The 18,726-nt window shown below is 70.6% G+C and carries 21 protein-coding genes; 1 reads left to right on the forward strand and 20 read right to left on the reverse strand.

What is annotated here, in order from left to right; genetic code table 11:
• Positions 1 to 194: 194 nt before the first annotated feature.
• The 13 genes from Sdi02f_RS33415 to Sdi02f_RS33475 form a co-directional block, all read right to left on the reverse strand.
• Positions 195 to 515 carry a hypothetical protein gene (locus Sdi02f_RS33415; RefSeq protein WP_108934619.1) on the reverse strand — a complete coding sequence of 107 codons (321 nt, stop codon included), beginning with the start codon at positions 513 to 515 and terminating at the stop codon, positions 195 to 197.
• A 76-nt stretch (positions 516 to 591) separates the two neighbouring features.
• The gene (locus Sdi02f_RS33420; RefSeq protein ID WP_108934620.1) at positions 592 to 1,023 is read right to left on the reverse strand and encodes a hypothetical protein; all 432 of its coding nucleotides are present in this window, start codon (positions 1,021 to 1,023) and stop codon (positions 592 to 594) included.
• A gap of 98 nt (positions 1,024 to 1,121) precedes the next feature.
• Positions 1,122 to 1,499: a hypothetical protein gene (locus Sdi02f_RS33425; protein ID WP_108934621.1), complete on the reverse strand. Its 378-nt coding sequence runs from the start codon at positions 1,497 to 1,499 to the stop codon at positions 1,122 to 1,124.
• A 13-nt stretch (positions 1,500 to 1,512) separates the two neighbouring features.
• Positions 1,513 to 4,065 (reverse strand): hypothetical protein, encoded by a 2,553-nt coding sequence (locus tag Sdi02f_RS33430; RefSeq protein WP_108934622.1) that lies wholly within the window; start codon positions 4,063 to 4,065, stop codon positions 1,513 to 1,515.
• A gap of 73 nt (positions 4,066 to 4,138) precedes the next feature.
• Positions 4,139 to 5,338 carry a hypothetical protein gene (locus Sdi02f_RS33435; protein WP_108934623.1) on the reverse strand — a complete coding sequence of 400 codons (1,200 nt, stop codon included), beginning with the start codon at positions 5,336 to 5,338 and terminating at the stop codon, positions 4,139 to 4,141.
• Complete coding sequence (locus Sdi02f_RS33440; RefSeq protein WP_108934624.1) at positions 5,338 to 6,303, reverse strand: hypothetical protein; 966 nt, start codon at positions 6,301 to 6,303, stop codon at positions 5,338 to 5,340. Before Sdi02f_RS33440 ends, Sdi02f_RS33435 begins: the two co-directional genes overlap by 1 nt.
• 66 nt (positions 6,304 to 6,369) lie before the next feature.
• Positions 6,370 to 7,443: a hypothetical protein gene (locus tag Sdi02f_RS33445; protein WP_159107688.1), complete on the reverse strand. Its 1,074-nt coding sequence runs from the start codon at positions 7,441 to 7,443 to the stop codon at positions 6,370 to 6,372.
• Positions 7,436 to 11,455 (reverse strand): hypothetical protein, encoded by a 4,020-nt coding sequence (locus Sdi02f_RS33450; protein ID WP_108934626.1) that lies wholly within the window; start codon positions 11,453 to 11,455, stop codon positions 7,436 to 7,438. Before Sdi02f_RS33450 ends, Sdi02f_RS33445 begins: the two co-directional genes overlap by 8 nt.
• Positions 11,448 to 11,675: a hypothetical protein gene (locus tag Sdi02f_RS33455; RefSeq protein ID WP_108934627.1), complete on the reverse strand. Its 228-nt coding sequence runs from the start codon at positions 11,673 to 11,675 to the stop codon at positions 11,448 to 11,450. Before Sdi02f_RS33455 ends, Sdi02f_RS33450 begins: the two co-directional genes overlap by 8 nt.
• Before the next feature lie 77 nt (positions 11,676 to 11,752).
• On the reverse strand, positions 11,753 to 12,280 hold the full coding sequence (locus Sdi02f_RS33460; RefSeq protein ID WP_108934628.1) for a hypothetical protein: 528 nt from the start codon (positions 12,278 to 12,280) through the stop codon (positions 11,753 to 11,755).
• Positions 12,281 to 12,381: 101 nt separating this feature from the next.
• Positions 12,382 to 12,972: a phage tail tube protein gene (locus Sdi02f_RS33465; RefSeq protein ID WP_108934629.1), complete on the reverse strand. Its 591-nt coding sequence runs from the start codon at positions 12,970 to 12,972 to the stop codon at positions 12,382 to 12,384.
• 72 nt (positions 12,973 to 13,044) lie between these two features.
• The gene (locus tag Sdi02f_RS33470; RefSeq protein ID WP_108934630.1) at positions 13,045 to 13,470 is read right to left on the reverse strand and encodes a hypothetical protein; all 426 of its coding nucleotides are present in this window, start codon (positions 13,468 to 13,470) and stop codon (positions 13,045 to 13,047) included.
• Positions 13,470 to 13,745, reverse strand: coding sequence for a hypothetical protein (locus tag Sdi02f_RS33475; protein WP_159107689.1), 276 nt, complete (start codon positions 13,743 to 13,745; stop codon positions 13,470 to 13,472). Before Sdi02f_RS33475 ends, Sdi02f_RS33470 begins: the two co-directional genes overlap by 1 nt.
• A 97-nt stretch (positions 13,746 to 13,842) precedes the next feature.
• Between Sdi02f_RS33475 and Sdi02f_RS33480 the strand changes: the two genes are divergently transcribed.
• Positions 13,843 to 14,145, forward strand: coding sequence for a hypothetical protein (locus Sdi02f_RS33480; RefSeq protein WP_159107690.1), 303 nt, complete (start codon positions 13,843 to 13,845; stop codon positions 14,143 to 14,145).
• Positions 14,146 to 14,151: 6 nt separating this feature from the next.
• On the opposite strand, the gene Sdi02f_RS33485 is transcribed toward Sdi02f_RS33480, so the two are convergent.
• The 7 genes from Sdi02f_RS33485 to Sdi02f_RS33515 all read right to left on the reverse strand — a co-directional run bounded on the left by Sdi02f_RS33485 (position 14,152) and on the right by Sdi02f_RS33515 (position 18,689).
• A complete protein-coding gene (locus Sdi02f_RS33485; protein WP_108934633.1) occupies positions 14,152 to 14,682 on the reverse strand; it encodes a hypothetical protein in 531 nt (176 codons plus the stop codon).
• A complete protein-coding gene (locus tag Sdi02f_RS33490; RefSeq protein ID WP_108934634.1) occupies positions 14,682 to 15,014 on the reverse strand; it encodes a hypothetical protein in 333 nt (110 codons plus the stop codon). Before Sdi02f_RS33490 ends, Sdi02f_RS33485 begins: the two co-directional genes overlap by 1 nt.
• An 18-nt stretch (positions 15,015 to 15,032) precedes the next feature.
• A complete protein-coding gene (locus Sdi02f_RS33495; protein ID WP_108934635.1) occupies positions 15,033 to 15,890 on the reverse strand; it encodes a hypothetical protein in 858 nt (285 codons plus the stop codon).
• Positions 15,891 to 15,901: 11 nt separating this feature from the next.
• A complete protein-coding gene (locus Sdi02f_RS33500) occupies positions 15,902 to 16,420 on the reverse strand; it encodes a hypothetical protein (RefSeq protein ID WP_108934636.1) in 519 nt (172 codons plus the stop codon).
• A 146-nt stretch (positions 16,421 to 16,566) separates the two neighbouring features.
• The gene (locus Sdi02f_RS33505; protein WP_108934637.1) at positions 16,567 to 17,031 is read right to left on the reverse strand and encodes an IPT/TIG domain-containing protein; all 465 of its coding nucleotides are present in this window, start codon (positions 17,029 to 17,031) and stop codon (positions 16,567 to 16,569) included.
• 138 nt (positions 17,032 to 17,169) lie between these two features.
• A complete protein-coding gene (locus tag Sdi02f_RS33510; protein WP_245962267.1) occupies positions 17,170 to 18,417 on the reverse strand; it encodes a metallophosphoesterase family protein in 1,248 nt (415 codons plus the stop codon).
• Complete coding sequence (locus tag Sdi02f_RS33515; RefSeq protein ID WP_108934639.1) at positions 18,414 to 18,689, reverse strand: hypothetical protein; 276 nt, start codon at positions 18,687 to 18,689, stop codon at positions 18,414 to 18,416. Before Sdi02f_RS33515 ends, Sdi02f_RS33510 begins: the two co-directional genes overlap by 4 nt.
• Positions 18,690 to 18,726 lie beyond the last annotated feature (37 nt).

An 18,726-nucleotide genomic window follows, 5' to 3' on the forward strand; every position in this document is an offset into this window, starting at 1 on the left:
GGCCCCGAGTGCTCTGCACGCACCCGGTGGTCTCGATGCCTGGTGTCAGGCGCGTCCCTGGGGAAGCGACACCGCAGTGCCCGTATACCCAATGACGCCTGACGGCGCTCTCAACGCTTTGTCGCGGCAGCGGTACGGCCACCTCGAATGGTGATGGTACCCGCCGGCCGGGGGCCGGTCGGGCGTCGTGGGGGTTATTCGGCCTGCTGAGCCGTCTTCTTGGCCGTCAGGGACTCGATCATCGGGGCGAGCTTGCTGGGCTTCCAGACGAGGTCGTAGCTCGTCTGGGAGGCCGCCAGGACGCCGAGGAAGGTGGCGGCCGTGAGATGCCCGTGCTGGAACTGGTCCCAGCCGCCGTCGGCCGCCACGGCGAAGACGCCGGCGACGAGGGAGGCGACGACGGCCACGATCTTCTTGGCCCTCGCGGACCAGTCGGGCTTCTGCACCACCGCGGTGAGGAGCGGCAGTACGGTGCCCACCTGGGCGCCGGTCATCAGGGAGTCGAGTGTGCTCATGGGGTCCTGCCCTTCAACGAGGTTTCGTGTCGGGCGGGACTGTGTGAGGGGCGGGGCCTTTGCGTCGCGTGCTGGCTCACGGCCCGGCCTCGTCGACCAGGTCCTCGGCGATATCGCGGGGCGGGGCCGGCGGGGGCCCGCTGTAGAGCTTTGCGAGCATGCCGCGGAGCTGGTGAATGTAGTCGACCGCGGCCGCCTTCCATCGCCGCCACTGCCGCTGCTCCTCCTCCAGGACCTCGACCTTGCGTTCAAGCGCGGTCTGCTTGGTCTCCAAAGTGGCGACCCGCTCGAGGGTCTGCGCGTTCGTCATGCGCTGCTGCTCGAGGAGCTGCGTAAAGCCGTCCGTGACCGTCTGGACCGAGGCAACGTACGTGGTCGCCTGCGCGGTCTGCTCGTCCCGCCGGTTCTTGCGGCTCTCGCGGCGGTGGACCAGCCAGGCCCCGCCCAGCACACCCGTCATGCCGAACAAGGGGCCGAGAACAGGCGCCAGGGAGATGAGCCATTCCAAGGCGCCCTCCTAGATCGTCAGGTGGTTAGGGTGCGCGGGAGCCGGGGCCCGGAGGCCCGCGGCTCCCCGCACTCCGAACGCTGTAGCACGGCGACGGCTTACGTCGCGGCCTGCGGGACAGCGCTCGAAGGACTGACCCCGGACACGGCGTTCCACCCCTTACGGATCGCGTCGAGGAGCTGGTCGTCGGTGATCGCCGCCGCCAGGGCCACGGGGTCGGTCAGTCCCGCGGCCGCGGCCGCGGCGAGTATGGGCGGGGACATGACCAGGCCCGGCGTCATCGACGCGGCCTGTGCCTCCGTCGGCGACAGCACCGTCTTCGCCAGGTTGAAGCGGAGCGGGTAGCCGGCCGTCGTCGGGTCTTCGGCGAAAACCTCTTGGGCGATGGCCGCGATGGCCATCCGGACCCGTGGGAGTAAAGACGGCTCACAGGCCAGGTCGCACAGCACGGTCAGCGGGAGCGGCAACTCAGGCATGACGGGACCCCTCTCATTTGGTGTAGGTGACTTTCAGGCGCGGCGGGTTGGTCTGGCCGTAGCCGCGGGCTCGGCCGTAGAAGGTCGACGACGTCGAGTTCGGGTCCAGGGCGATACCCCGCCACTTCGAGCTGTCGAAGACACTGGTGATGTCCACCCACTTGCCCTCGTTCCGGGCCCAGTTCACGGTCTTCGAGTCGGAGTCCGACGAGAACGACGCGGGCCGGCTGGTGTGGCTGTGGGCCTTGATGACGGCCTTCCCGCCCGCGTTGGCGTACCAGTGATCGAAGTAGAGGTACACCTCGGCCTTGATGATCACGGCGCCGGACAGGTCCGAGCCGAGGGAGGACGGGAAGCCGATCAGCGAGGCCATCGTGCCGTTCGTCGAGCTGTAGTAGCCCTGCATGCAGGTGTTGCCGTAGTAGCTGTTGTACGAGCTGCGCCGGGAGTACGTGCCGGACCAGGCCGCGTTGTAGTACTTGGTGTACTTCTGGGGCGTGGGTGCGGTGGTGCCGCCGCCGTCGTTGTATCCGCCCGTCTCGACGACGTGCGGGCCGACGTCCTCGATGTAGAAGTAGCCGAGGGCGCCCTCCTCGCCGGACAGGGTGCAGGTCTGGCCGCCCGGCCCGTACAGGTTCTTGAAGCTGATCAAAAACCGGTGGTTCCCGGCGCCCAGGGAGGCCCCGTTCTGGATGTGCTCCAGGTCGGCGGTGAAGCTCGTTTCCAGCGGCATCTGGTGGACGGCCAGCATGAGCTGCTTGGAGTTGATGGTGGGGGAGCCTGCGCCGCCGTCGCGGAGCCGGATCTGCAGCTCTCCGCCGGCGACGGAGGGGTTGGCGCGGGCCACGAACCGGAAGCGGTACATGCGCGTCGGGTCGATGTCGCTGGCCAGCTCCACGAAACCCATCTCGGTGCCGGACGCGGTCCGGGTGCTGCCCTGGTAGTCGACGGCCTGGATGCCGCGCGGCAGCGAGGCCAGGTACTCGCTCAGGTCCGTTCCGGCGATGCTCAGGCTCTCGGCGACGGCCAGGCGCTGGAAGCCGGCGCCGCCCTCCTGGTCGATCGTCGCCACGGGCACGCCGTCGGTGCGCAGCGACAGGTAGTTCGGACGGCCCGTCATGAGGGCGACGGCTTCCTCGCCGTCGTCGTTGTAGAGCTGCAGCCCGAGCGGTGAGATTTCCGCGCGGGCGCCGGCGAAGCCCGACGTGGTCACGAACATGGCCTGGGCGTTGTCGAAGAGGACGGTGCCGGAGGACGCGTTGCTGCTGTAGAGGCGCACGGCGGCCTTCGTGGCGTTCGCGGGCGCTGCGGTCGTGGGCAGGCCCGAGAGGCGTTGCCAGGAGCCGAGGACGGTCGCTCCTTGGGTAGTGGCCACGGAGGACTGTGCCAGCCATGTTCCGTCGGCGGCGAGCCAGTTCACGGCGATCATGACGCGGTCCCCGACCCAGTCGGGTGAGGCGAGGTAGTCGACCGCGAGGTAGACCTTCTGGCCGGGCATCGCCGGCAGCACGACGAGGTCGAGGGCGCGGGTCAGGGGCGTGGGGTTGGTGGCGGTGACCTGCAAGGCCTTGGGGGTGCCGTTGCCTCCGTCGACGACGCTCCAGGCGGTGACGCCTTGGACGCGGGCCGCGGACACCGGGCCCTCGAAGGAGGGGTCGGGGACCAGGTTGTCGCCGCTGGTGCCGATCATCAGCTTGTCGGCGTTGATCGATCCGGCCTTGATGTGGGTGGCATCGATCGACCCGGCGAGGATCTTCGTGGCCGTGACGGAGTTCGCGGCGAGTTTGTCGGCGGTGACCGCCAGGGCGGCGAGCTTGTCCGTCGTGATGGCCAGGGCGGCGATCTTCTCGGCGGTCACGCCGAGCGCGACCAGTTTGTCCGTGGTGACGGCGCCGGCCAGGATCTTGGCGGCGGTGACCGCGTTGTTCGCGAGCGCGTCGGAGCCGACGGCGCCCAGGGCGAGCTTGGCCTCCGTGATGGCCTTCTCGGCGAGCTTGACCTCCGTGATGATGCCGTCGACGACGTCGTCGGCGACGACCTTTCCCGGGCTCTCCGGGCCTGCCGTCTCCGATGGGTCGCTGCCGGTGCCGGACAGGTTCCGGGCGAGGAACCGCACGTAGACGGGGCTGTCGGTCGGGATCGCGAAGACACCGCCGCGCGGGGACTCGAGCGTGGAGACCAGCGTCAGCGGCGACGGCTCGAAGTCGGCCGTGGCGGCGGCGTGGACCTCGACGCGGGAGAAGTCGAGCGGGGCCGCGTCGGCGTCGGCGAACAGGCCGTCCCAGGTGGCGGCGACACCGTTGATGACGGGCGCCAGGAGCGGCACCGTGGGCGTCGGCGGCGGGGGCCCGTTGACGTGGACGACACCGGTCGTGCCGTCCGCCTGCTCGCCGATGACCGTCTGGAGGGAGCCGTCGACGTCGTAGACGTCGATGGAGCCGCCCTCGAGGGAGGCGTGGGTGAGCGGGTTGGCGCGCTCCAGCGAGGCAATGCGGTCTTCGAGTTCCTTGAAGTAGGACGCGAAGCGCCGGTTCGTCTCCTGCTCGTCCAGGCGGAAGGACGACACCGCACCCCCCTGTTCTCTGCTGGCTGTGTGGGCAGCGCGCAGAGTGGAGGGCGCAGCGCGTTAACGTCGCGGCCTACCCGTAGTAGTTGCTGCGGGTCAGGCGCAGCACGGCGGTGCCGGCGGCCGGGTCGATCTCCTCGGAGACGACGCGGTGCCAGATCGCGAGTTCACCGACCCACGGCACCTCGACCTGCAGCAGGATGCGGTCGCCCAGGTTCCAGGAGCCGAGCGGGGCGTTGTAGTGGTGACGGATCGCGATCGCGGGGATGGTGAGCTGCTGGGTGTGCCGGGCGTGCTCCGCCTTGCCCGCCTCGGTGAGGGTGGACATGTTCGCGGTGTCCTTGCGGGTGATCATCCGCGCCCGGCGGACCCGCTTGTCGTAGTTCACGACCCGGGCGCGCGGGGTCTTGGCCCCCGTGCCCTTGCCCAGCACGTACACGTCGGAGGCGAACATGTCGCCCTGGTAGTTCGGTGTGGCGAGCTCGATGACGTTCTCGCCCTGGGCGAACCGCAGGTCGGAACGGGTCTTGCCGAGACGGCGGGTGCCGAAATCGATGTGGTGGCGGATCTTCTCCTTCGTGCCGTCCCAGTAGTGCCGCTCCAGGTAGTCGGCCTTCGCCAACTGCATGACGGAGTTGATGGTCTGGCCGCAGTCCGGGTTGTTCCACCACAGCAGCTCCCACGGGTCCTCCCCGTTGGCGGCGCCGAGCTTGTAACCGGAGTCGTGGCCGTCAAGGGTGACGCCGAGCTTGGCCATGTCGAAGGACTGCAGGTGCGCCCAGATGTGCCGGACGACGTCGAAGGCGTCCCAGCGGGTGCTGATCTTGTCCGGTGGCCGCTTGGGCATCTTCTGCTTCGGCTTCGTCCCGTCGATGTAGCCGTCGTTGTTCTTGTCCTTGCCGTCGTACTTCCACTTCTGCGGGATCTTGGCGCCGGACCGGATACCTGACCCGAGGTAGGGGATCTCACTGGGGTAGGCGGTGTATCCGGCACAGGTGACCTTCATCGCCTGGCCCTCGAAGCCCAGGTTGGTGACCATGCCGCCCCAGCGGATACGGCCGTCGTACTCGGCGAAGAGGCTCGTGCCCCACTCCGCCATGACCGGCAGGCCGTCCGGCTTCGCCATGAGCCGCAGATACTCCGGATCGATCTTCCCCTGCATCTGGCCGGGGCCGCTCAGCTCACGCTTCGGCGGGCCGTCCGGCACGAACGGCACGTCCCAGTCCAGGAAGTCGCCGCTGACCGTGCGCATCGCGATGTACCGCCAGCCCATCAGGCGCTCACCGGCTTCTGCGAGTACGTCACCTCGAGGGACAAGGCCGTGCCCCTGTCCGCGCGCAGCACCCCCTTGTAGGGGGCATCGCCCAGGCCCTCGAGGCTGATGTCGACCATCTGCCCGCGGTCCTCCGGGGCCAGGAGGAAGGTGTGCCCGGTCTGCAGCACGGTCCGGCCGGCCGCCTCGCAGGCGTAGGGCATGGCCGCGCCGTGCTGCTCACCGACCGAGGCGCGCAGCGTGCCCCGGGCCTCCACCGCGTCCGGGTGCAGCAGACCGGTGATGAGGGCGTGGACCGTGACGTGTGTGGCCCAGTCGGGGATCTTCTCCGTCCAGGTGGCGCCCATCGGAAAGGTCTCCCACACGTCGGTGATGGCGCCGAGATCGTCGGGCGCCTGCCAGCCGGGGATGTAGCGGCGGAAGGACTCCGACCGCGGCCGCGCGAGCTGCCGCAGGTCGGTGACCATGGCCGCGGTGATCGTCGTCGTTCCGGCCGGCATGTCGATCCGGGCCAGCGTCACCGCCGTGGAGTCCGGCTCGATGTCGCGGATGCTGGTGGTGCCGACCGGCACGTCGGGGACGACCCGGGTGAACACGTAGGGCCCGACCGACGGGTCCTCCGGCGCCGGCCAGGGCTCCCCGCCGTAGGGGTCCTCGACCCGGGCGATGACGAGGTCGGAGCGGGGCCCGTCCACGGTGACCGGCACGACGTCCGCCTGCTCCGCCGTCGGCATCCGCGCCGCGTAGGACTGGCTGCCGCCGCCGAGCGCCGCCCGCCGCTTCGCGATCATCGCGCCAGGCCCCACCTGCACGGCGGCCGCCGGGGCGTCCAGGGCGGTCACCAGCAGGTCCGAGGGCCCGACCACGCCTTCCCCGCCGCACATCGCGGCGTCCACTATCAGCCGCAGCGTCTCCTCGGACGCCGCGGTGCCTTCTACGAACCAGGGAATGCCGTCCCACGCCATCGCTGTACTCCTTCTCCGTTACGGGAGGGAGCAGCGTGAACGGCCGGGGCGCCTACCGTCGCCCCGTCACCACCAGGTGTAGGCGTCGCGCCACCGGATCTCCACCCGCGGCCCGGTCGTGGTGGTCACCGCGGCATTCGTGTACGCCAGCTTGGCCGTCCACTGGCCCGGCGGGATGACCATCTCCGCCAGCCGGGGGCTGCTCCGGGTCAGCTTGTCCGCCACGGAGCTGGACGACCCGCTCTTGTAGTGCATGACGGACCGCGCGAACGGCCGCGGGTCGATCTGCACGTACTCGCTGGTGCTCTTGAGTTCCAGCGACAGTTGGACCTCCCAGACACCGACCAGGGTCACCTTCGGGTTCTTGCACGGCCCGTACACGCGGACGTACGGGTGGGTGGCCACCCTGCCCTTCTGCTTGATGACGGCCGTCGTCTTCGAGTCGGTCACCCCGGGGCCGGCGTCGGCGGGCCGCCCGGGCCGCCCCGGCACGCCCACCCAGCGCAGGCCCCACAGGTCCTGGGCGGACTCCGTGGCGTCGTAGAACCGGTCGTCGATGCTCACGAAGTCGCAGACGACGGGCGTGTACCCCTGGCGAGTGAGACGGGAGTGGCCGACGGCGAACTTCCGGGGACGGCCGTAGAGCATGCGGGTGCGGCCGCCCACCGTTGTGTGCCGCAGCCACGCCACGCCCCCGGCCCGGTCGCGCACGGAGTCGGCCCGCCACGCCTGCCGGAGCATGTCGACGCCGTCGGCTGACCACCGGTACGGCTCCCGGACCGTGGGGGCGCTGCTCCCGCCCCCGGGCAGGCCCGGCGGCCGGGTCGCGTAGGGCCAGACACCGATCAGGGAACCGCCCGCCCACGGCCGGTCATCACCGTGCCCGTCGACCGCCCGGTCAACGCCGTCCACGCCCAGCTCGAACGTCACGGTCGCGCTGCGCTGGTAGTCGCGCCCCATACGGATGCCGTCCTCGCCCGGCAGGTCCCCGTCGCCCTTGTCGGCGTCGCTGAACGACACCTCGGGCTCGGACAGGCAGTAGATCCCGGACGGCTGACGGCCGAACAGCAGGTCGGCACCGGGGTGCAGCTTGGTGGCCGAGTAGCCGAGGTTCCAGTCGCCATCCACCATCTCAGGCATAGGTACTCCCCATTCGCATGCGACGCAGCTCGAACATGGCGTCGTTCAGGGCCTCTCCGGGCGTCATCGGTTCACTGGTCAGGTTGAGGTTCAGGTCGCCGCCGACGAGGGCCGGAGCGGTAGCGGGAGCGGTGGCAACGCGGCGGGTCGCACCCCGCGCGGCGGTACTGCGCACACCACCGGAGGCGTACTGCCGCAGGGCGCCCTCGGCGAAGTACACGACTTGCCCGCCGAACATCTGGGCAACGCGTTCGAGGATCGCCTCGGAACGCTTGCGCTTTGCCGGGCTTAGGGGGATATACGCCTCTCCCTGCGTTTCCGGCTCGTTCCACACACGGATCTCACCCGGCCTGCCGATCTGGGCGATGTGCCGCTCGGCGCCGGCCGCGAACGCCTTGATCCGGTTCGCGGCCGCGCGGATGCCGCCGTTGGCGTACGTGACAATGCCGCCGTCGGCGTGGGTGCGCACCACCGACGGCTTCCCGGCCTCGCTGTACTGGACGGTGACGTGCACGGTCTTGCCGGTGAGCCCGTTGATGGCGCTCTGGATGCGCTGGACGTTGGCCAGCGGCTCCCCGGTCGGGGCGGTGATCTTGACCTTCTTGCCGCCCTTGTCGACGTTCTCGATCTTGTAGCCGAGGTCCTTGAGTGCCTGCTGGGCCGTCTTCGTCGGGGCCTTGACCTCGATCGACTTGCCCTTCATGCCGGCTACCTGGGTCTGCACACTCTTCAGGTCCCCGGCCGCCTGCTTGATGATCGCCTCGACGGTCACCTTCTTCTTGTCCGGCGCGGCCGCGATGTCGGCGGCCAGGGAGCTGATGTTGACCCGGGCGCCGCCCGTGGGAGCCGTGACCACCACGTTCTTGCTGCCCGGGATGCGCTGGATCGTGAACCCGAGGGCCTCCAGCGATGCGCGGGCCTCGATGGTGGGCGCCTTGATCTGGATGGACGCCCCCGGCTTGAGGCCGTCGAGCTGCCCCTGCAGCGCCATGAATTCGGCGGTCGCCTCCGGCACGCCGACCGTCGACATCAGGGTCGTCACGGTCGACGGGACCAGTCCGAGCTGGTTCGCGAGCTTTTCCGCCTCGCCCTTGGGGATGCCGAGACCCGTCGCGAGTTCGATCGCCTTCGCCCGGGTCGACTCCATGGCGCCGCGGCTGACGTCCATCGCCTCCGACATGGGCATGAGGCCCTGCTCGGCGGCCTCCTGCGCCCGGGTCGCCACGTTGAGCATGTTGTCGCGCAGCTCCCCGAGCTGCGTGTTGAGGGTCTGCCCGTTCTTGGTCGTGGTGTTGACCAGCCCGTCGGCGCCGATGAGGGCCTTGCCCCAGCCGTCGGCCTTCGCGATGTTCGAGCCCATGGTGTCGTCGATCTGCAGCATGACCGCGTTGAGCTGGGCCTGAGCGTCGTGCAACGACTGTGTGTTGCCGTTGAGGGCGTCCAGAGCCCGCTTGAGGGCATCGACGCGTTCGTCTGCGGCCTTGGTCTTGTCTCCGAACGCCTGGACGGCGACCGACAGCCGGTCGTACGCGGTGGAGCCCGTGGTGCCGCTGCTGTTGACGGCGTCGGCGAGTTCCTTGTGCTTCTTCTGGCTCTCCTCCAGCTCGCCCTTCACGGTGCCCAAGGCCTTGGCCGCACGGTTCGCAGCGAGTCCTTCGTCGTCCCAGGACTGTGCAGCGCCCTGCGCGGTGGTCACCCACACCTGGTGGGCGTCGGCGGTCTCCTGCAGGTCCTTCTGCAGCTTCTCCAGGGTCACGCCCTGCCCCAGGTAGGCGTCCGTGAGGTCGCCCAGGTTGATGCCGGCCTTGCGCATCACGTCGACGAGCTTGCCCTTGCCGTTGGCCAGCTCCGTGTCCTGCAGGAGCTGCGCGGCCTGTGCGCGCACGTTTGCGTCGATGGCGCCGCCGGAGGCGGTCAGCGCGTCGGTGAGGGACTGCACGCGCTCCTTGTGGGCCTGGGCGGCGCGGGCGGCTTTCTCCTGGCTGGCCGCGTAGAGCCCGAGACCGATGGTGACGCCGGCGAGCGCGACACCGAGCGGGCCGCCGAGGGCGGAGGTGATGCCGCCGACGGCGGTGCGTACGCCCCCGGCCGCGACGCGGACGGCGCCCATCGCGCCGGACAGGCGCCGGCCGTCTCCTGCCGCCGTGCGGTAGGCCGTTCCCATGCGCTGCCACACCGTGGTCTGGGTCCGGGCTCCGTCCGCCGCGGTGGTCGAGACTGTTCCGACGTTGCGGACCGAGGTGGCCAGGCCCTGCACACCGCGCGCGACGGCGCTGACGACCTTCAGCATGAGCACCGAGCCGAGGAACACGGCGAGGGCGGTGTTCGCGCCGGGGACCACGTTCATCAGCGTGTTGAAGATGTCCAGGAGGCCGCCGAAGGCCACCAGGAGAATCCCCAGCCCGGAGCCGGCTGCCGACACGTTCCCGATCGCTTCGGCGAGGTTCGAGATAACCGAGATGACCGCCGGGCCGACGGACTCGCCGAGCGCACTGAAGAACGTGCCGAGGGCGGGCATCAGTTCGGTGCGGATCTGCCGCACCAGGTCGGTGACGCCGCCGTCCTTCATCGACCGGCCGAGCCCCCGCATGAGGTCCCCGAACAGGAGGTTCACCTCGTGAATCGCGGGCGCGGCGTCGGAGAAGAACTGTTCCATGGCCCGCTGCCCGACACCGGAGTTGGCCCAGCGCTCGAAGCGCTTCATGCTGCCTTCGAGGCCGTTGAGCAGGGCGTTGCCGGTGTCCATCGCGGCGCGGCCGACACCGCCGAGCCCCTTGATGAGGCTGCCGGTGGTCCGGCCGAGCTGCCCGGCCTTGTCCGCCGCGTGGTCGAGGAACCGGGCGAGGCTCCCGGTTTCGCGCCCGGCCTGGACCGACGCGCGGAACCACCGTGTCATCCGCTCCCCGGCGGCGGACACGCGCTCGGTGAACGGGCCCGAGGCGACGAGGAAGTCCAGCGTGCCGCGGCCGAGGTTGGCGAGGCTGTCGGTCAGGTGGCCGACGACCGTCGAGTTCGTCGCCGCGATGCTCTTGAAGTCCCGGCGGAAGATGCCCGACTTCATGAACGTGGCGCCGCGCTCGGCGAGCTTGCCCATCTGGTCGGCGTTGTCGCCCAGCGCGTCCTTGAGTAGCGGCAGGACCGCGTTCGACAGGGGCTTGACGTCGTCGGCGATGCGGGAGAAGAACCGTTCCTGGACGGACTTCTTCATGCCGCGCCAGGCCCCGGCCAGAGACGACACGGTGGTCACGGTCTTGCGCGCCGACGACGACAGCTTGTCCATGGACCCGGCGAGCTGCTCCTGCTGGGCCTTGGTGAGCTTCTGGCCGGCGGCGAGCTGCTCCTGGACCTTGAGCTGCTCCTTGAGCGCGTCCCCGAATCCGGAGAACGCGACTTTGGTGCCGATCGCTGCGGTGCCCGCCGCGGTGATCAGGCCGGGTATCGCGCCCAGCACGCCGACCGCTGGCGCTGCCGCGGACACCAGGGCGGTGAGCCCTGCGCCGTACTGGCCGATGAGGGCGACGGCCGGCTCGAGGAGGGCGATGATCGAGCCGATGCCGAGCATCCGCAGGGTGCCCCGGCGGCCGCGGCGGCCGGGCAGGCTCATCCGGACCGGGACGTTGACCGGGTTCCGGTCGGCTTCGCCCTGCGCACCGGAGATGAGCCCGCGGAGGCGTGCGAGGAATCCGCCGGACGAGCCGTCGTCGTTGTCGCCGTCCGGGCGGACGGGAAGGGTGACGTCGAGGTCGTCGATGCGGCGGCGGATGCCGTCCAGGGCGGTGTGGAAGCGGTCTTCGTCGATCTCGACGCGGATCTTCGCGGTGACGCCCTTGGACGCCTCCTTGACGACTTCCTTGAGGCGCCGCCGAAGGCCCTTCTTCTCGATCTCGACGGAGACCTTGGCGGCCAGGCCCTCGGCGGCCGCCTCGACTTGCGTGCGCAGCTTCTCCGCGAAGCCCGCCAGGTTCGCGACGACCGGCACGTCGAGGCGACCGGCCTGCAGGCCCTCACCCACTACGGACCATTCCTCTCTGCACGGCCGCCATGAGCATTTGCCTGTGGCCGGTCATGCGGGGCGCCGGCGGCTCCGGGGCGGGCTGCTGCGGCCGTGGCGTGTAGCTGGGGCGGCGGCGCACAGCGGCGGCGGAGCGCGACGGGCGGATGACGGTGAACGGCTCCTCGCGGCGCTTGTCCGCGGCCAGGAGCCCGATCTCCTCGACGATCAGCGCCAGCATTTCCAGGACCCGGGTCCAGCCGCCGGTGGGGGCGGAGCGGACGCGGGCGTCCTCGGGCAGACCGTCGATGTAGGAGATCAGCCGGCGGAGTCCGATGAATCCGGGCTGTCCGGGGCGGAGCCAGACGCCTCGGGCGTCGAGTCCGTGGTGGAAGCGGGAGAGGTCTGACTCGACGTCTCCGAAGCGTTCTCGGAGGAGTCGGCAGACCTGAACAGCTTTCCCAGTTCCACCCCGTAGACCTTGGCCAGGCCGGTCGTCAGGCGGACGTAGTCGCCGATGGACGGGCGAGCCGCGAGGAAGTCCTTGTACTGGTCGCCCAGGAGGATCTCGTAGGACTGCCGGACCGCTGCGAGGAACTTCCGCGGCAGGGACGGCCGCCGGAACAGGGCGTTGACGACTTCCTTGACGCCGGCGTCGCCCTCGGCGGACTCGATGACGTCGCCGAGGAGACCGACCAGGTCCAGCTCGTCCGACAGGATCGGGTCGAGGACTTCCGCCGGGAGCTCCGCCGGGAAGATGAACTGTTCACCGCTGAACCGGACGGGAATGCCGTTGGGGTACTGAACCTCGCGGCGCTCGGCGTCCAGGTCGATGACGAACGACATGGGTGTGACCTCTCGTGTGTGCGTAGCTGGGTCGCTGTGGTGCGGCAGCGCGCGGACAGTGACAAGCCGTGCGGGCTTGTGTCGCGCGCTGCCGCGAGGGGTCACGCCGCGAGGGAGAACGCGGGGTCGTCGGTGATCAGGTACCAGGCGTCCAGGTCGTCGCCGCCCTGGACCGCGAGCCGCAGAGGCAGCACGGCCTCCTTGGTCTTCGCGAGGTCCTTGGACACGCCCTCCATCTGCATGCAGCGGGGAATGACGTACCGGTAGTGCTTGCCGCCGTCGATGACCTCGATGACGGCCATCACCTCGGTGCGGGAGCCGATACGCGGCGGGGTGAACTTGTAGTGCTTCACCTCGGGGGTGCCGGCCACGGTGATTTCGGTGATGGAGCCGCCGCCGTAGACCGCCTGAAAGTTCGGTCCGGACCACTGCTGCAGGTCGACCTCGATGGTCGCCGCGTCCTGCGTCTGGAAGGTGCGGGTCGGGTAGGAGGACTGCGCGCTGCGGACCTGCTCGAAGTTCGGTTCCGAGTTGAACTTGAGGCTGTCCTCGGTGGTCAGCCCGACGTTCCGCAGTCCTTCGGGCATCGGGGAAGTGGCGTCGGCGGGGGCAGTCGTGCCCACGGGAGCCAGGTAGATCCGGGTGATCGACGGAATGACGATCTCGTTGTTGTTGGCGCTCTCGCCTGCCATGTCGGGGTCTCCAAGGTGTCCGGTGCTAGGGCGCGGACACCTTGGAGAGCCGGAGTGGTTAACGTCGCGTCGTCACGGGTGGAGCGTCACCGCGAGGTTCATGACCCATCGGGGCTGACCGTCGACGTACGGCTGCCAGATCAGGAGACCGGACGGTTTCACCCCGTTGATGACCGGCCGGCCGGGCGTGTGCGGGGCCTCGACGATGCCCTGTGCGGCCTGGGCGCAGCGGACGAGGATGCGCCGCAGTTCTGCCTTCCCGGGCCAGCCGCCCGGGTCGCCGAGTACCTCGAGAGTCACCTCGGGCTCGGTGGCCCACCGGAGGTCGCGCAGGTCCCCGCCGGGGCCGTGCCCGATGACGAGGTGGGGCCAAGGCGCCTCGGCGATGCCGGACACGCGTCCAGGGCCGCCGAGGGCGTCGGCGGCCTGGGCGCTGTGCTGCAGCCAGGGAAGGAGGACGGACACCGGGTCGGCGTCCGCCAGGTCCAGGTCGGCCATCAGGTGCGGGCGGTGAAGCCCTGACCGCGCAGGCGGCGGGCGTAGTCCGGGGACACCGTGATCTGGGCGCCGGGCAGGTAGTCGGTCCTGTCGATGCTCAGGTGGTGCGACAGCGTGACGGTGACCGGCTTCTGTCCTTCGCCGAGCGGCGGCCCAACAACGGTCGGCGTGCGGCGGGTGGTGCGCTCGGGGCGGGCCTCGGCGGTCTCGGTGACGGCCTCGGCAGACGCCGCCGCGGTGTCAGCGGTCTTCTTGGGGGTCGTGTTCGTAGCCATGGCGGGCATGGTGCGCACGCCGAGGCCTTGTGTCGCGCGCACGAGCAGCGGGGGCGATAGCCTTCGTCTGCAGATCAAGGGTCCTGTGGGGGGATGCATGAAGATGCGAGGTGTCTGGGTGGCCGCGGCCGCCGTCGGAGTGCTGGGTCTGGTGGGCGCCTGCGGCAGCGATGCGAAGCCGGAGCCGACGGAACGGCCTTCCGAAGGGCCGGAGTACGAGGCGGCGATGGAACGGTGCGCTCTGTCCCGGCTGCGGAACGCAGGTGTGGAGGATGCGTCGACCGAGTCCCGGGACTATCTCGATGCGCGCACGGCGTGCACGTACGGTCGGTCCTTCGACGACGTCACGGGGCCGGGGCGGGGCTGGGGTGCCGCCGACCCCGGCTACTGGGACGACTGACGAGGGTCAGCGGCGGGCGGCGACGATGGCGGCCGCCCGGGACATGAAGAAGGTCCCGTCGGCCACCAGGTTGCCCGGGTAGACGGTGCCCACTTCGGCCTCGACGACCAGGGGCGCGGTCACGGACACGGTGACCGTGACCTTCTTCCCCGCGACGACGGGCTGCCCCGTGTTGATGTGCCGGGAGATGCCGGCCGGGTCTGTGTGCATGCTGCACCGGCAGTTCTTGAGGTTGGCGATCGCCCGGGAGCTGCGGTCCCGGGGCTCCGTCATGTAGGTGTGCGGGCCGACGCCGCGGTGTTCCATGTCCCACCGCATCGAGTTCAGCTCGAAGCGCAGGTTCCCCGGCACTACCTGGCCCTGCGCGGTCACGTGTGTGGGGCGGACCTTGTCGTCGCCCACCGTCACCCACCGTTTCGTGGGCGGGGCCAGGCGCTTGGCCTCGATCTCGACCCGCTGGGCGATGCGGTGCACGGCGGGGGCCAGCAGGGCGGCGAGCTGCTCCTCGAGGCCCGGGGCGGGCGTGAACTTGGCCATCAGGGAACCTCGGGCGGGTTGAGGGTGGCAGTGGCCTGAACGTAGTCGGCGGCCGCGCAGCCGGGCACCGCGTGATTGCGGGCGCTCGTCAGCGTCCACGAGCGGCCGGTCTCGTCGGAGACGGTGTCTCCCTCCCTGACTGGCCACGCGCGGGGGTCGAGCCGCACAGACCATGGCCCGTCGGGCTGCTCGAGCACCGACCCGGGCCAGGTGCCGCGCGGGGCCGGCTTCTGGTTCGGGTTCGGCGGCACGGGCACGCCGTTGGCGTCGCGCGTCCAAGGGTGCTCGAGCACATACACGGTCAGCATCGCGTTCGGCAGTACGACGGCCACGGCTGACAGCTCCCTTCATCAGCGGCCGCTGCGGTAGCGGGTCGAGGAGTACGGCCACGGGGGGCGCGGGGGAGGGCCGACCGGTTGCCACAGCCGGCGTTTCAGCCGGGACAGGGTGTCGATGGTCGGCAGAGCGCCTGCCTGTCCGGCGGCGGGAGCCGACTCGTACGAGATGGACTGGCCCTCGGCGCTGACGGAGGAGACTCGGCGGCCCTCCGCGCCGACGCCGCCCGGCCGGTTGCGCTCGGACTCGGCCGCGTGGGCAGTGACATAGCGGACGACGGGCTGTTCGGCGGCGCCGTTCAGGCCGACAAGGAAGTCAACGTCGTACGTGCCGTCCCCGCGGTCCCGGTAGGCGGAGACCTCGACCCAGTCGTCGCTGGCAACAGGCCAGGACTCGGGGTTGTTCAGGTCGGTCCCGTAGGGCCTGACCGCGGTGTGGGTGACGACCTTCGGCACGAGGGACTGCCCAAGGTAGCCCTCGACGTCGGATTGCGCCCTGCGGATCGCGGTGCTGAGGTCGTCGCGCTGGGCGGGGGTGAGGGGGAGAGGGACGCCGAGGTCATCGGCGACGGCTTCCGGGGACGTGACGAGGCCCAGCCCGAGGGGCAGGTCCAGCCTCACGGACTGATCCTTGACGGGCTGGGCGCCGTTGCTCGGGGTGAAGGTGACGGTGGCCCAGTAGCGGCCGGGCGGCACGTCCGGCAGCGCAAATCGGTACGTCCCGGCGCGCAGCCGAGTGCCCGGCCCTGCCGCGGCAACTTCGGTGGTGCGCTCCGGGCCGTCGTAGAGGACGAGACTGGTCACCTGTCCGCCGGCCGGTTCGGGGTCGTACTGCGCCCCGCCGTACATGGGCTCGTAGTCGTAGACCGACACCCCGGGCCTCCTTACTTCTCGTCGGTCGCGGCGGCCTGGGCTTCCAGGCGCTCGCGGATGCGGGCGGCGACACTCTCGGAGACGTGGGCGCCCTTGGGCTGCAGCAGTCGCTCGACCGGGCTGGCATGCGGCCCGATGAAGGTCCGCTCGACCAGGCGCACGGTGCACACGAGGGAGGAGCCATACGGGGTGACAGGCTGGAAGACCGCGGCCACGTCCGCCGGGGGCTTCTTGGTCGCGTCGTCGAGGATGACCTCGGCGATGTTGTCGGGGATGACCTCGGTCGGGGAGACGTAGCCGGGCTCGGCTGGACCGTCGGGAGCCGCGTGGACGGTGTTCGTCGGCGGCTCCAGCGGCGCGGCGTCGGGCGCCTTCGGGCCCGCGTCGGCGTCGGCCGCCTCGGTGCTGTCCTCGGGGCCCGGGTCGCCCTCGGTCGCCGCGGTGGTGCTGTCCTCGGTCTCGACGACGGGGACGTCGGCGGCGGCCGCGGTCTTCGCGGCGGTCTTACGGGTTCGGGTGGTGGTGGCCATGGTGGCTCCCTCTGCGCTGGTGGTCCGGTCGGCGCGCACCCTGCACAAGGGGCTGCGCTTGTGTCGCGTCCTGCCGTGGCACGTACGGACGGTGACGGCGGGGCGGCCCCGAATCCCCCGAGCCGGGGCCGTTCCGCCGTTTCGGGTCAGGCGGTGTAGGTGAAGCCGTCGGCGGTGGTGACGTTGCCGGTGTCGTCGGCGAGGACGACGTCGACCGCTCCGGCCTCACCCACGGGCGTCTTGACGCGCAGCTCGGTCGCGGAGATGACCTTGAGGTCGGTCCCGGCGGTGGCGCCGAAGGTCACCGCGGAGACGCCGTCGAGGTGGGTGCCCGTGATGGCGACGATGGTGCCGCCTGCCGCCGGGCCGGCGGCCGGCGTGATGGCAGTGATGGTCGCCGGGGTGAACAGGCGGTCGATCACGGACTTCGGGACGACGTCGCCGGCCTCGTAGAGCAGGTGGCGGCGGGACCCCTCCGGGCGGCCGTCACCGCGGCCGTACGGCTCGGTCTGGTAGACGTTCTCGGTGATGCGCTGAGGCGGGTCGGTGACGGCGGCCGCGGGGAACGCGGCCCTCGTGATCCGCTCGCCGTTCTCTCGGTAGAGGCCCATGGTTTCCTTCCGGTGCTTCCGTATGTGGTGGCCGCGGAAGGATGGGGCACAGGGGTGGCTACGGTCGCGCGCTACGAATCGGGGCAGTTGCACAATTGTGCAAGAACGATCATGGCCCCCTCGGGCAGTTGGCGTTCCCTACAGGAGCCGGAGGTCGTCCCAGCCGTTCGGGCCGACACTGAAGACGAGGAGGCCGGCGGCGGACACTTCGCCGCTGCGGGCGGTGTACCAGTCGGACCCGTTGTCGAGGGTGGGCGCCTGAATCCACAGACGGCCGTTGCCCACCTGCTGGGCCCTGAAGTGATGGAAGTGCCCGGTGATCAGGACATCCGCGTCGGCGATCGGCTGTCGGCCGAACGTCTGGCCGCGCCACCAGTCGACGGCCTTGTCCGGCCGCGGGTACTGGTGCCCGTGCGACAGGCCCACGATGGTGCCAGAGACATCCAGGGAGACGGACTCCCGCCACCGCTCGGGCATGGCGAAGCTGACGTGCCCGTAGGCGTCCGTGTTGCGGGCGTAGGCGTCGGCGATCTGCGACAGGACCTCAATGCCCCAGTCGTCACTGGGCGGGCCGACGGCTTCGCGGCCGCGCCGCACCCGGCCGTGGTTGGAGCCGCACGTCGCGGCGACAACGCGGCCGAACCGCCCGGCGAGCCGGTCCAGGCCCTCGAAGGTGATCCGCCTGTGCACGCGGATCATCTCCGTCATGGTCAGGTCGTTGGTGTACGCCTGCTGCGCGGTGTTCTCGTAGTTCTCGACGCAGTCACCGGCGTCCATCCAGTACGCGGCCGTGGGAGCGCGGCCGATGGCCTTGAGGTCGCGTATGTGGTCGTCGAGCCTGTCGAACCGCTCGGCGACCCGCGCGACCAGCTCAGGCGTTCCACCGTCCCTGCCGACCTTGCCGGCCTGGGCGTCCGCGTACACGACGACCAGCGAGCGGTCCGCGGTGTCGACGGTCGGGCGGGCTTTGCGGCGGCGGCGCATCGCGTCGCGTACGAGGGCGTCGATGTCGCCGGCGGACAGCCATGCGGGTGCGGCCGGTTCGATGACGTAGCGGCAGCGCCACACGGCCCGGGTCACGGCGTCGTCGCCCTGCTGGTCGCGGTGCCAGGCGGCGGGGTCGTGCTTGGCCTCCACGAGGCGGACACGGAACCCGTCGGGGATGGCGAGCCCCATCTCTTCCACGCGCGCCCGCCAGTCCTCTTCGCCTCCGGGCTGCGTCTCGGCGGGCGGGGTGGTGACGACCATCGTGCCGTTCGGCTCGTACCGCACGCCGGACTCCCAGCCGCGGGGAGCGGCCGGCTGGGGGCGCTGGGCTTGCGGGGCCTGGCTCTGCTCCTGGCTGGCCGGGTCGAGGAGCGCCTGCAGGTCGTTGGTGAGGCTCATCGCTCGCACCGGCATCCGTTGGACTGCCCGCGGCGCCGGTGCCGGGCCACGGTGTACGCCGTGACGTCCGGGCCGTACCGGCTGAGGGTGTCGGCGATGGCCTTCGCCGTGATGCGCTTGCTGTCCAGCGCCGCGCGGAGGGAGGTAGCAACGTCTTCGTCCGCGGTGGCCAGGAAGGTGCCGACGCTGCACTGGGGGCCCCGGTGGGGGGCGGGGGCGTTGGCGAGCGCGTTCAGCTCGTCCGCGAGGCCAAGGGGTTGTTTCTCGATCACCGGCGTCCTCCGTCGTCGTGATGGTGGTACGTGGAGG

The organism is Streptomyces ardesiacus (assembly GCF_003112575.1).
Taxonomy (GTDB): domain Bacteria; phylum Actinomycetota; class Actinomycetes; order Streptomycetales; family Streptomycetaceae; genus Streptomyces; species Streptomyces ardesiacus.